The organism is Streptomyces sp. NPDC058308 (genome assembly GCF_042880275.1).
In the GTDB taxonomy this organism is placed as follows: domain Bacteria; phylum Actinomycetota; class Actinomycetes; order Streptomycetales; family Streptomycetaceae; genus Streptomyces.
Genome location: NZ_JBHVZA010000003.1, coordinates 166531 through 179078 on the forward strand (window position 1 = coordinate 166531; position 12548 = coordinate 179078).

The following is a 12548-nucleotide window of genomic DNA, read 5'->3' on the forward strand; positions in this document are numbered from 1 at the left end:
CCGGATGCGGAGCGGGGGCCGTCGCGGTCGACTCGGGCCATGAGCACCGAACCGCCGCAATACCCGCCGCCGGACGACGACCCGTTCAGGAAACAGCCGCCGCACCAGCCCCCGGAGAGCGGCGGTTCCCCCTACGACCCGCCGCCCCCGGGCGGTGGCGCGCCCTACGGAACTCCGCCGCCCGGTGGCGGCTCGCCCTACGGCGCCCCGCCGCCGCCCTACGGCGGCGACCTGTACGGCGGTGGACCCGGTGGCCACAACGGGCAGGATCCCCTCGCCGGAATGCCCCCGCTCGCCGACAGCGGCAAGCGGGTGCTCGCCCGCATCATCGACATGATTCTGGTGGGCATCGTCGTCTGGCTGCTGTCGTGGGCGTTCGGCACCGCGGAGTACGACATCGACCCGGACAACGTGAACACGGGCAAGTCGTTCGGCCAGTCCCTGCTGGCCGCCGTGCTCTACATCGCGTACGACACCTTCATGATCTCAAGGACCGGGCAGACGCTCGGCAAGAAGTGGCTGGGGATGCGGGTGGCGAACCTCAACGACGGTGCCACGCCGGGCATGCAGACCGCGCTCGCCCGCGCGGCCGTCCTGTGGCTGCCGTTCGCGTTCTGCTGCGCCTGTATCTGGACGGCCATCTGCGGCGGCTGGAGCTTCTTCGACAAGCCCTACAAACAGGGCCTGCACGACAAGGCCGCCAAAACGGTGGTGGTCAGCGTCTGAAGCGTACGGAACTCCCCGGTCACCCGGGGCAGGTGGCGCCCGGTTGCGGCGGCGGCACCCTCATCCGGCGGGCTCGTGACTCACGGGCCCGCCGGTTCGCGTACCGAGTCGGCGAGCACCGGGCGCTGCGCGGGGACGCGCTCGGAGCGTTCCGCCGCCGGGGCGGCCACGGGCACGGAGCGGGCGACGGGCGCCGCGGGCTGTTTGGGCAACGGCACCGTCATGGCGACCAGTAAACCGAGGCCGAGCGCGGCCAGGGCTATCACCGCGATGCCGACTCCCGTACCGGTCTGGGAGAGCAGCAGCATCGCGAGGGTCGAGAAGACGACGGTCACCGAACCGTAGGTGATCTGTGCGGTGGTCGGACGTGGCATGGGACGAGGCATGACGTGATCCGTCCTCGGCGTGATCCCCCCACGTCTTGTGAACCATGGGGGCGGATGCGGATGTGGGAAGGACTTTGCGAATCAAAGGGGGCCCGACGGCGGCGACTTGGGATGTATCGCCTCGCGCGGTGACGCACCGTCGATTGACTCTATTCGGCACCATGCCCGACGGGAACGGCTGGTAAGCGTGACCTAACCCACGGTGCCGGAGCACAGGGGGCGCACGGGTTCATGACGTCCATCAGGTGGACGGTGCGGCGCACCCGTGGGGCTGATCCGTGACGGGGTGCTCCGTGTCCGGATAGCGGTGCCCGGCGTCTGCATAGTGCACTTGGCCTGTCCAAGTCAAGGTCTGTCTTTTCTCCCGTACTTCCGGTCGAATGTCGTCACTTGTGACGCGTACATCGCGCGCGGACCTCCTCCGACCGGGATCTCGGTCCGCCTTATTCGCGCGGACGCGGGGGAGGACAGCATCAAGTGACAGTCAGAACACGGACGTTCAGAGCCACCGCGGTGGCCGTGGCGGTGGCCGCGGCCGCCGCGACGTACTCGGCCACGGCGGCTTCGGCCGAGGACGGCGCCTCGGGCGGGGCGCCGGCCATCGACCGGCAGGACCCGTCGCGGCCCAAGGCACAGGTCGACCACGACCTGGACGGCCCGTTCAGCAAGCAGCAGGCCCAGCAGCGCAAGGCCGCCCTGCAGCAGGTCGTCGCCGGCGACGCCAAGGTCCAGAAGAAGGGCGGCTCCCAGGTCGTCAAGCTCGACGACAAGAAGTACGTCGAGCTCGGCCGGGAGAAGACCGACAAGATCTTCACGATCCTGGTGGAGTTCGGGAACAAGGTCGACGACACGACCATGTACGACCCGGACGGCCCCGAGGGCCCGGAGCAGCCGGTCAAGAAGTACGGCGGCAAGGCCGGCCCGGCGCACAACAAGATAGCCAAGCCGGACCGTGCCAAGGACAACAGCACGGCCTGGCAGAAGGACTACAACAAGAAGCACTTCCAGGACCTGTACTTCGGCAAGGGCAAGGACGCCAAGGGCAAGGCCAAGCACTCGCTGAAGACCTACTACGAGAAGACCTCATCGGGCCGTTACTCGGTCGACGGCGAGGTCTCCGACTGGGTCAAGGTCGACTACAACGAGGCCCGCTACGGCTCGAACTACTGCGGCGACACCAACTGCCCGAACGTCTGGGACGCGGTCAAGGACGGCGTGAGCGCCTGGGCCAAGGACCAGAAGGCCAAGGGCCGCACGGACGCGCAGATCAAGGCGGACCTGGCCAAGTACGACCTCTGGGACCGCTACGACTTCGACGGCGACGGCGACTTCAACGAGCCCGACGGCTACATCGACCACTTCCAGCTCGTGCACGCGGGCGAGGACGAGTCGGCCGGCGGCGGCGCCCAGGGCGAGAACGCCCTGTGGGCGCACCGCTGGTACGCGTACGGCAACGACGCGGGCAAGACCGGCCCGGGCGACAACAAGGCCGGCGGCACCCAGATCGGCGACACGGGCATCTGGGTCGGCGACTACACGATGCAGCCGGAGAACGGCGGCCTCGGCGTCTTCGCCCACGAGTACGGCCACGACCTGGGCCTGCCCGACCTGTACGACACCTCGGGCAAGGGCGACAACTCCGTCGGCTTCTGGTCGCTGATGTCGGCGGGATCCTGGCTCGGCACCGGCAAGGAAGCCATCGGCGACATGCCGGGCGACATGACCGCCTGGGACAAGTTCCAGCTGGGCTGGCTCGACTACGCCAAGGCCAGGGCCGCGACGACGTCCGAGCACAAGCTGGGCGTCTCGGAGTACAACACCCGCCACCGCCAGGCGCTCGTCGTCGACCTGCCGAAGAAGGCCGTCACCACCAACGTCGCCAAGCCCGCCGAGGGCGCCAAGCAGTGGTGGAGCGACCAGGGTGACAACCTCAAGAACACCCTGACGCGCTCCGTCGACCTGACCGGCAAGTCCAAGGCCGAGCTCTCGCTGCAGGGTTGGTGGGACATCGAGGCCAACTACGACTATCTCTACACCGAGGTCTCGACGGACAACGGCGCCAACTGGACGCCGGTGGACGGCACCGCGGACGGCAAGCCGATCACCCGTGACGCCGGCGACAAGCCCGCGTTGACCGGTTCCTCGGCCACGTACAAGAAGCTGGTCTTCCCGCTCGACGCCTACGCGGGCAAGAAGATCGACCTCCGCTTCCGCTACGCCACGGACGGCGGTGCGGGCGGCAAGGGCTTCGCGGCCGACGCGCTCGCGGTCACCGCGGACGGCGCCAAGCTGTTCGAGGACGGCGCCGAGGGCGACGACAACGGCTGGACGGCGAAGGGCTTCTCGCGCATCGGCGAGTCCTTCACCAAGAAGTACGACCAGTACTACCTCGCCGAGAACCGTCAGTACGTCTCGTACGACAAGACCCTTGAGGTCGGCCCGTACAACTTCGGTTCCAAGGTCCGCCCCGGCTGGGTCGAGCACTACCCGTACCAGACCGGCCTGATGGTCTGGCAGTGGGACACCTCGCAGAAGGACAACAACACCAGCGCCCACCCCGGCTCGGGTCTGATCCTTCCGGTCGACGCCCACGCCAAGCCGCTGAAGTGGAAGGACGGCACGGTTCTGCGCAACAAGATCCAGCCGTTCGACGCGCCCTTCAGCACGTACGCGACGGACGCGTTCACGCTCCACAACGCGGACGTCGCGCTGAAGATCAAGTCTCAAAAGGGCGTCCCGGTCTTCGACGACCACAAGGGCACCTACTGGTACAAGGAGAACCCCACCGGAAGTGTGAAGGTCACTGACACCAACACTCGGATCAAGATCATCAAGCAGCCGAAGGATGGCTCCTCGATCACGGTCCAGGTGGGCCCCTCCACGAAGTAATTAGCGTTTTCGCAGGTCAAGCCATGATCGGCCGTCGCCCTCTAGCGGGCGGCGGCCGATCGTGTTTAGGTGCGTGCTGTGGATTTCTTATTGACGCGGGGCCCGGACCGGGGTCTCGTGCGACGTCTCACGGGGGTGTGACCCAGCATGTCCGCAGGAGGTTTCTGCAAGCTGCCGAACGGCAGCGTGGTGGTGGCGCTGACCCTGCCGAGCCCGTCGCCGGGCGGCGGCACGGTCAGGATGATCGTGCACGCCGTGAACCGGGCGAGGGCGCTGACGCGGCTGCGGAATCTCGGCATGCGGGCGGTGTACCTGCGCGGTAACGCGGAGCCACCGACTCCCGACGAGGTGACGGCGGTGCTCCACCATCCGGACGGCCTCATATGGCGTGCGGCGCCGGACACGCTGAACGAGCTGTGGCATCCGATCAGGGCGCTGCGGAGACAGGGCCGCGGCGCGGTGCCGTTCTGACGGCTCTACTGCGTCTGCGGGCCCGTCGTGGCTGGTCGCGCAGTTCCCCGCGCCCCTGGGCGGCGCCTCCGGTCGGGCGGCGATGAGGGCCACCCCAGGGGCGCGGGGAACTGCGCGACCAGCCCCCACCGGGCCGCACCCGTAGAGATACCGGCGAAGGGCCCGTCCAGGGGCCATGGCGCTACACGACCGGCTTGCCGGAAAGCTCCACCCCGGCCGAGTCCAGCTCGGCGATCGCCGCCTCCGTGGTCGCCCCGCCGACCCCCGCGGTGAGATCCAGCAGGACAGTGGTCCGGAATCCCTCACGCACCGCATCCAGCGCGGTGGCCCGCACGCAGTGGTCCGTGGCGATGCCCACCACGTCGACCGCGGTGATCTCCCGCTCCCGCAGCCACTGCGCCAAGGAGAGCCCGTTCTCGTCGACGCCCTCGAAGCCGCTGTACGCCGCTGTGTAGGCCCCCTTCGAGAACACCGCGTCGATCGCGCCGGAGGCGACCGCGGGCGCGAAGTTCGGGTGGAAGCCGACGCCCTCCGTGCCGGCCACGCAGTGCGGCGGCCAGGAGTCCACGTAGTCGGGGTGGTCGCCGAAGTGGGCGCCGGGGTCGATGTGGTGATCGCGGGTGGCCACCACGTGGCGGTAGCCCGCCGGGGCCTGGCCGATCAGCTCGGTGATGCCGGCGGCCACATCCGCGCCGCCGGCCACCGCGAGGCTGCCGCCTTCGCAGAAGTCGTTCTGCACGTCTACGACGATCAGTGCGCGGCGCATGAGGGGTGTCCTTCGGCTCGGCAGGCGGGGGCAGCGGGGACTCGGCCGGATGAACCGAGCGTAGAGACTTGACGTCCGTTGCGGGAGGGGGCATGTGCCCGGCGGCCCGGTGCGCGCCCCGCTCCCTCGCCGGATGTCAGACGTACTCCGTCGGGATGACCGCCTCGCCGCGCGACAGCTGCGTCGCGGAGAGGGGCAGCCCGCCGCGCGCGGCGGCGTGCCGGTCGCGGACGGTGTCCAGCGGCTCGCGGGCCACCACCTCGCCGCCCTTGACCAGCTCGACCAGGAGCTGGCGGTCGGCCAGCGCCGTCGGCACCGGCCCGGTGCCGACGACCTCGGCCTCGGCCACCCCGTACGCGTCGTTCCTGCGCGCCGCCCACTTGCGGCCGCCGAGCGAGGACTTGGCGCCGAGCGACTTCTTCGCCACCGGCTCCAGCGGGGCCTTCGGGTCCGCCGAGTGGGCGCGGGCCACCAGTTTGTAGACCATCGAGCAGGTGGGGTGCCCCGAGCCGGTGACGAGCTGGGTGCCCACGCCGTACGCGTCCACGGGCGCCGCGGCGAGCGAGGCGATGGCGTACTCGTCGAGGTCGGAGGTGACGACGATCTTCGTCTTGGTCGCGCCGAGCTCGTCCAGTTGCTGACGCACCCGGTGGGCGACGAGCAGCAGGTCGCCGGAGTCGATGCGGACGGCGCCGAGCTCGGGCCCGGCGACCTCGACGGCGGTGCGGACCGCCTCGGTCACGTCGTACGTGTCGACGAGCAGCGTGGTGCCGGGGCCGAGCGAGTCGACCTGGGCCTGGAAGGCGTCGCGTTCGTTGTCGTGCAGCAGGGTGAAGGCGTGGGCGCTGGTGCCGACGGTCGGGATGTCGTAGCGGAAGCCCGCGGCCAGGTCGGAGGTGGTCGCGAAGCCGCCGACGTACGCGGCGCGGGACGCGGCCACGGCGGCCAGCTCGTGGGTGCGGCGGGCGCCCATCTCGATCAGCGGGCGGTCGCCTGCGGCGGAGGACATCCGGGAGGCGGCGGCCGCGATGGCCGAGTCGTGGTTGAGGATGGAGAGGATCACGGTCTCCAGGAGCACGCACTCGGCGAAGGAGCCCTCGACCCGCAGGATCGGCGAGCCGGGGAAGTAGACCTCGCCCTCGGGGTAGCCCCAGATGTCGCCGCTGAAGCGGTATCCGGCCAGCCATTCGAGGGTCGCCTCGTCGACGATGCCGCGCTCGCGCAGGAAGCCGAGGACGTCGGCGTCGAAGCGGAAGTTCTCCACGGCGTCCAGGACCCGGCCGGTGCCGGCCACCACGCCGTAGCGCCGGCCCTCGGGGAGTCTGCGGGTGAAGACCTCGAAGACCGAACGCCGGTCGCCGGTCCCCGCCTTCAGCGCGGCCTGCAACATCGTCAGCTCGTACTGGTCCGTGAAGAGCGCTGTCGAGGGAACGTCCACCGGCAGGCCAAGGTCCGCTGTGTTCATACGAAGGATGCTACCCCCTATCTCGTCACTCTGACGATTTCACGAGGCGCGCGGCAGGCCGTTTGTGCGAGGCGCTCCGCGGGGTGGCAGCATGGGCGGGGTGAGTACGGCTCCCGCAGAAATCACCCGCCCGGATTCGGACGAAGAGGCACTCGTCGTCCCCGAGCCGGACGTCCCCTGGATCACGCTCGTGCACAACGACCCGGTCAATCTGATGAGTTACGTGACGTATGTCTTCCAGACGTACTTCGGGTACTCGAAGGACAAGGCCACCAAGTTGATGATGGACGTGCACCAGAAGGGGCGCGCCGTCGTCTCCAGCGGCACCCGTGAGGAGATGGAGCGCGACGTGCAGGCCATGCACGGCTACGGCCTCTGGGCCACCCTTCAGCAGGACCGCAAGTAGCGGCCCGCCCGCAGCGTACGGACCGGAAGCAGCGACGCATCTGATGCCAGGACAATTCGAACCGATCCCGGGAGGCGGCGCCGCCGTCGCGCTCGACGACGTCGAGATCTCGATCATCCGTTCCCTTGCCGTGCAGCTCCTCGAGCTGATCGGCCCGGGGCCGGGCGGCGAGGTCTCCGACGACCCCCTCGCGGAGCTCTTCGCCGAGGGGCCCAGCGAGCCGCCCGCCGATCCGGTGATGAAGCGCCTGCTGCCCGACGCGTACGGCGGTCCGGGGAGTGAGCAGGGGCCGGGCGACCCCGACGAGACGCGGGCGTATTCGGCGGAGTTCCGCCGGTTCACCGAGAACGACCTGCGGGCCAAGAAGCGTGACGACGCGCTGGTCGTGATCCGTTCGCTGGACACGATGATCGCGTCGGGCGACGGCGGAGCTGTCCTGAAACTGTCGGTCGAGGAGTCCCAGCACTGGCTGGGAGCCCTCAACGACCTCCGGCTCGCGATCGGCACGCGCCTGGAGGTCACCGACGAGGAGGACGCCGATCTGCTCTACCGCCTCCCCGACACCGACCCCCGCAAGCCGATGGTGATGGCCTACCTCTGGCTGGGCGGACTGCAGGAAACGCTGGTCGGGACGTTGCTGGACTGATTCCGGGCGAAAACCGGTGCAGAAGGCAGCGAAATTTGTTGTAGTAGACAGGTTCTGTTCACCGGGCGGGCCGTTCGCTCAGCGGATGCTCAAATCCGGATAACGATCGCGTCAAGGCGTTGCCCCTCTTTGCGGTATCAAGGGCGCTTTGTCCGCTTCTTCCTGTGGTGTGCGCCACAGGTGGCTCATTCCCTCACTGTTGCCACCGTGATAAATCTTCACGACCGCTCGGTGACGCCACCCATGTCGCCGAGGGCGCTCCAGCCGGCAGACCGCCGGTAGCACTCCATCCATATCCGGGGGGATCAGGACCTGATCCGCAGCCAAACGCAGATGAGCGGGCGCGGATCAGCATGGAGAAAGGCGTCACCATGACCTCAGTGCAGGTCGAAGAGCATCACGACGAGCACGGCGGCAGTGGGGTCGTGCAGGGCTCGTCCGGCGAGGGCGAGGGGTATCAGCGCGGGCTCGGGGCCCGGCAGATCCAGATGATCGCGATCGGCGGTGCCATCGGCACCGGCCTGTTCCTCGGCGCGGGCAAGGCCATCCACAAGGCCGGCCCCAGCCTCATCCTGGCGTACGCCATCGCGGGCCTCGTCATCTTCTTCATCATGCGGGCGCTCGGCGAGCTCCTCATGTACCGGCCCGTGTCCGGCTCCTTCTCGGAGTACGCACGCGAGTTCATGGGCCCGTTCTTCGGATTCGTGACCGGCTGGACGTACTGGCTCTTCTGGGTCGTCACCGGCATCACCGAAGTGACCGCGGCCGCCCAGTACATGCAGTACTGGACACACGACTCATTCCCACAATGGGCCTACGCGCTGGTCTTCACGGTCATCCTGTACGGCGCGAACCTCATCTCCGTGAAGCTCTTCGGCGAGCTGGAGTTCTGGTTCTCGATGGTCAAGGTCACCGCCATCATCGGCATGATCCTGATCTGCGTCGGCATCCTCACCATCGGCTTCTCCGACGCCGGTGACACCGCGTCCATGACCCACCTGTGGGACGAGGGCGGGTTCTTCCCCAACGGCATCGGCTCCACGCTGATGACCCTGCAGATCGTGATGTTCGCCTTCCTCGCCGTCGAGCTCGTCGGCGTCACCGCGGGCGAGTCCAAGGACCCCAAGACCGTCCTGCCCAAGGCGATCAACACCGTGCCGTGGCGCATCGCCGTCTTCTACGTCGGCGCGCTGATCATGATCCTGTCCGTCGTGCCGTGGACGACGTTCAAGCCCGACGTGTCGCCCTTCGTCGCGGCCTTCGAGAAGATGGGCCTCGGCATCGGCGCCGCGATCGTGAACTTCGTGGTCCTCACCGCCGCGCTCTCCTCCTGCAACTCCGGCATGTACTCCACCGGCCGCATGCTGCGCGACCTGGCGCTCAACGGCCAGGGCCCGAAGTTCTTCACCAAGCTCACGAAGAACGGCCTGCCGTTGGTCGGTACCACCGCCTCCGCCGCGTGCATGCTGGTCGGCGTCTGGATCAACTACCAGTGGCCCGGCAAGGCGTTCACCTACGTCGTCTCCTTCGCCACCATCTCCGGCATGTGGGCCTGGATCATGATCCTGGCCTGCCAGATCCGCTACCGCCGCAAGGCCGACCGCGGCGAGCTGCCGCAGTCCACCTTCCGGGCGCCGGGAGCCCCGTACACCAGCTGGTTCGCGCTGCTCTTCATCGGCATGGTCATCGTGATGATGGGCATCGACAAGGACAACCGCGTCTCGCTCTACGCCGCTCCGGTCTGGATCGCGATCCTCACGGTCTCCTACCTGGTCCTCAAGAGCCGCAACCCGCAGGCTGCGGCCTTCAATCGGCAGAAGGTCGGCGTCTCCGACTCCGTCGCGAAGGACTGACCCTCATCCGGAAGGACTGAGGCTCTCCAAGGCCCCTGTCCAGCATTCGGGCCCGCCCGTACCACACTTCGGTACGGTGCGGGCCCTCTGCTTATCCTGACTCCCATGCTGACCCTCACCCAGGCCCTCCACGACCAGATCGTCGCGCACGCGCGCCAGGACCACCCCGACGAGGCCTGCGGTGTGGTCGCGGGCCCGGCGGGCACCGGCCGCCCCGAGCGCTTCATCCCGATGCTGAACGCGGCCCGCTCGCCCACGTTCTACGAGTTCGACTCGGGCGACCTCCTCAAGCTCTACCGCGACATGGACGACCGCGACGAGGAGCCGGTGATCGTCTACCACTCGCACACCGCGACCGAGGCCTACCCCTCGCGCACCGACATCACCTACGCCAACGAGCCCGGCGCGCACTACGTCCTGGTCTCCACGGCGGACACCGACGACGCGGGCCCCTTCCAGTTCCGCTCCTACCGGATCGTGGACGGCGTGGTCACCGAGGAAGAGGTGCAGGTCGTCGAGGCATACTGACCCCGACCACCCATTGAGGCGGCAGGAGCCAGGAAGCCGGTGCGAACCCGGCACGGTCCCGCCACTGTGACCCCGTCCCCCCGGCAAGCACCGGCCGGGGGCGGGGGAGTCAGGAACTGACCTGCCGCCTTTCTCCACGCAACGCAGGGGACGCGGAAATCCCCTGGAGGAGGCAGCTCAGCCATGTCCCGCCGCCACACCGGCATACGCGCGCTCGCCGCGGCCGCCCTGCTCGTCCCGCTCGCCGCGTGCTCCTCGTCCGACTCGGGCGGTGCCACCGGGCCCGCCGCCAAGGCCGCCGGATTCCCGTACACCGTCACCAACTGCGGCGTGCGGACCACGTACGACGCACCCCCGAAGCGCGCCGTCACCATGAACCAGCACGCCACCGAGGTGATGCTCGAACTCGGCCTCGGCGACAGGCTCGTGGGCACCGCCTACCTCGATGACAAGGTCCTGCCCGAGTACGAGAAGGCGTACAAGTCGATCCCGGTGCTCGCCAAGGAGTACCCCTCCTACGAGAAGCTGCTCTCCGCCGACCCCGACTACGTGTACGGCGGCTACGCGAGCGCCTTCCTCGCCGGCGACGGCCGCAGCCGCTCGGCCCTCGCCAAGTCCGGCATCCACAGCCGCCTCAACGTCGAGGGCTGCGCCGGGCACCCCGTCTCCATGGACGACGTCTACCGCGAGGTCCGCGAGGTCGGCGCCACGTTCGGGGTGCGGGCCCGCGCCGACCGGTGGATCGGCGACGCCCGCCGCGAACTGGCCGCCACCGCCGCCAAGTCCAAGTCCCAGGGCAAGCCCCAGGGCAAGTCCCAGGGCAAGAAGGCCCGCTCCGTCTTCGTCTACGACAACGGCGACAAGTCCGCGTTCACGGCGGGCGGCCGGGGCATCGGCAACGACATCATCGAACGGGCGGGCGGCCACAACGTCTTCGCCGACGTGAACAAGTCCTTCAGCGACGCGTCCTGGGAGAAGGTCGTCGAGCGCGGGCCCCAGACCATCCTGATCCTCGACTACGGCGCCACGTCCGTCGCCCAGAAGAAGAAGCGCCTCCTCGACGACCCGGCCCTCCAGGACGTCCCGGCCATCAGGAACAAGAGCTTCGCGGTCCTGCCCCTGTCGGACGTGGTCACCGGCGTACGAGCACCGGAGGCGGTGAGGAAGCTGGCGGCGCAGCTGTGAGGCCTGTTCAGCCGGTGCGGCGGCGGATCTTTCAGCCCGTCGGGTGGCTCATTCAACCCGTGGGGCGGATCTTTCACCCCGCCCGGTGGCTTATCCAGCCCGTGGGGCGGATCTTTCAGCCCGTCCGGCGTTTGAGGACGAGCCCGCAGGGCGACAGACGGGACGCGGGGGGACGGCGCCTAATCGTCCTGACGGTACTCACAGCCGCCCTGGCGGGATCGGTACTCGCCGGGCTGGCCCTCGGCTCCGTCCGCATCCCCCCGAGCCAGGTCATAGAGATCCTCACGGGAAGAGCGGAACCCTCCCCCTTCCGCACCATCGTCCTCGACGTAAGACTCCCCAGGGTCATCCTCGGAGCCACCGTCGGGGCGGGCCTCGCCGTCATCGGCACCGTCCTCCAGGCCCTCGTCCGCAACCCCCTCGCCGACCCGTTCCTGCTCGGCGTCTCCTCGGGCGCCTCCGTCGGCGCGGTCTGCGCCATCGTGCTCGGCAGCGTCTTCGGGCTCGGCGCCGCCCTGTCGACCACCGTCACGATCCCGGCCGCCTCCTTCGCGGGCGCCCTGATCTCGCTGGTCCTCGTCTACGCCCTGGCCAGAAGCGGCGGCGGCGGCTTCGCCACCGGCCGCCTGATCCTCGCGGGCGTCGCCGTCTCGTACGTCCTGTCCGCGCTGACCAGCCTCATCCTGGTCACCGCCGACAGCGCGGACCACCTCAAGGACGTCCTGTACTGGACGCTCGGCGGCCTCGGCAGCGCCCGCTGGGACATGCTCGCCCTGCCCTGCGCCACGCTGATCGTCGGCACGGCCCTCCTGGTGGCCATGGCCCGCCCCCTCGACCTGCTCCTCGCCGGTGAGGAGGGCGCCACCGTCCTCGGCCTGGACGCCGCCCGCTTCCGCGTCGGCGTCTTCGTGCTCGCCTCGCTCCTCACCGGCGTCCTCGTCGCCTACAGCGGGGCCATCGGCTTCGTCGGCCTGATGGTGCCGCACGCCGCCCGCATGCTGGTCGGCGCCGCCCACCGCGCGCTGCTGCCGGTCGTCGCGCTGATGGGCGCGGTCTTCCTGGTCGTCGCCGACCTCGCCGCGCGCACCGTCGCCGCGCCGCAGGACATCCCGGTGGGCGTGCTCACCGCGCTCACCGGCGGCCCGTTCTTCCTGTGGCTGCTGCGGCGGCGCAACGAAGGAGTACAGGTATGACCCGACCGCCTATGACCCGACCGCCTATGACCCA

At 69.1% G+C, this 12548-nt stretch carries 12 protein-coding genes and 1 riboswitch; of the genes, 9 read left to right on the forward strand and 3 right to left on the reverse strand.

The window, feature by feature from the left end:
• The first annotated feature begins 39 nt into the window (after positions 1-39).
• Positions 40-726 carry an RDD family protein gene (locus tag ACFVYL_RS06120; protein WP_389713202.1) on the forward strand — a complete coding sequence of 229 codons (687 nt, stop codon included), beginning with the start codon at positions 40-42 and terminating at the stop codon, positions 724-726.
• 80 nt (positions 727-806) lie between these two features.
• Here ACFVYL_RS06120 and ACFVYL_RS06125 read toward each other — a convergent pair whose 3' ends face one another.
• The gene (locus tag ACFVYL_RS06125; protein WP_389713204.1) at positions 807-1100 is read right to left on the reverse strand and encodes a hypothetical protein; all 294 of its coding nucleotides are present in this window, start codon (positions 1098-1100) and stop codon (positions 807-809) included.
• A gap of 489 nt (positions 1101-1589) precedes the next feature.
• Between ACFVYL_RS06125 and ACFVYL_RS06130 the strand changes: the two genes are divergently transcribed.
• A complete protein-coding gene (locus ACFVYL_RS06130) occupies positions 1590-4001 on the forward strand; it encodes an immune inhibitor A domain-containing protein (RefSeq protein WP_389713205.1) in 2412 nt (803 codons plus the stop codon).
• A 147-nt stretch (positions 4002-4148) separates the two neighbouring features.
• On the forward strand, positions 4149-4472 hold the full coding sequence (locus ACFVYL_RS06135) for a hypothetical protein (RefSeq protein ID WP_389713206.1): 324 nt from the start codon (positions 4149-4151) through the stop codon (positions 4470-4472).
• A 181-nt stretch (positions 4473-4653) separates the two neighbouring features.
• Here the strand turns inward: ACFVYL_RS06135 and ACFVYL_RS06140 are convergent, their stop codons facing one another.
• Both ACFVYL_RS06140 and ACFVYL_RS06145 read right to left on the reverse strand, forming a co-directional pair.
• Positions 4654-5238, reverse strand: a complete 585-nt coding sequence (locus tag ACFVYL_RS06140) for an isochorismatase family protein (RefSeq protein ID WP_389713207.1) — start codon at positions 5236-5238, stop codon at positions 4654-4656.
• Between the two features lie 136 nt (positions 5239-5374).
• A complete protein-coding gene (locus tag ACFVYL_RS06145) occupies positions 5375-6703 on the reverse strand; it encodes a nicotinate phosphoribosyltransferase (protein WP_389713208.1) in 1329 nt (442 codons plus the stop codon).
• A 91-nt stretch (positions 6704-6794) separates the two neighbouring features.
• On the opposite strand from ACFVYL_RS06145, the gene clpS reads away from it, so the two are divergent.
• The 6 genes from clpS (at position 6795) to ACFVYL_RS06175 (ending at position 12514) form a co-directional block, all read left to right on the forward strand.
• On the forward strand, positions 6795-7109 hold the full coding sequence (gene clpS / locus ACFVYL_RS06150; RefSeq protein ID WP_389713210.1) for an ATP-dependent Clp protease adapter ClpS: 315 nt from the start codon (positions 6795-6797) through the stop codon (positions 7107-7109).
• Between the two features lie 43 nt (positions 7110-7152).
• The gene (locus ACFVYL_RS06155; protein ID WP_389713211.1) at positions 7153-7755 is read left to right on the forward strand and encodes a DUF2017 domain-containing protein; all 603 of its coding nucleotides are present in this window, start codon (positions 7153-7155) and stop codon (positions 7753-7755) included.
• A 371-nt stretch (positions 7756-8126) separates the two neighbouring features.
• A complete protein-coding gene (locus tag ACFVYL_RS06160) occupies positions 8127-9608 on the forward strand; it encodes an amino acid permease (RefSeq protein ID WP_389713212.1) in 1482 nt (493 codons plus the stop codon).
• A gap of 105 nt (positions 9609-9713) precedes the next feature.
• On the forward strand, positions 9714-10136 hold the full coding sequence (locus ACFVYL_RS06165; protein ID WP_389713213.1) for a Mov34/MPN/PAD-1 family protein: 423 nt from the start codon (positions 9714-9716) through the stop codon (positions 10134-10136).
• Positions 10100-10276, forward strand: a riboswitch (cobalamin riboswitch). It overlaps the preceding gene by 37 nt.
• 43 nt (positions 10277-10319) lie before the next feature.
• Positions 10320-11321 (forward strand): ABC transporter substrate-binding protein, encoded by a 1002-nt coding sequence (locus ACFVYL_RS06170; RefSeq protein ID WP_389713214.1) that lies wholly within the window; start codon positions 10320-10322, stop codon positions 11319-11321.
• A gap of 182 nt (positions 11322-11503) precedes the next feature.
• Positions 11504-12514 (forward strand): FecCD family ABC transporter permease, encoded by a 1011-nt coding sequence (locus ACFVYL_RS06175; protein WP_389713499.1) that lies wholly within the window; start codon positions 11504-11506, stop codon positions 12512-12514.
• The last annotated feature ends 34 nt before the right edge of the window (positions 12515-12548 follow it).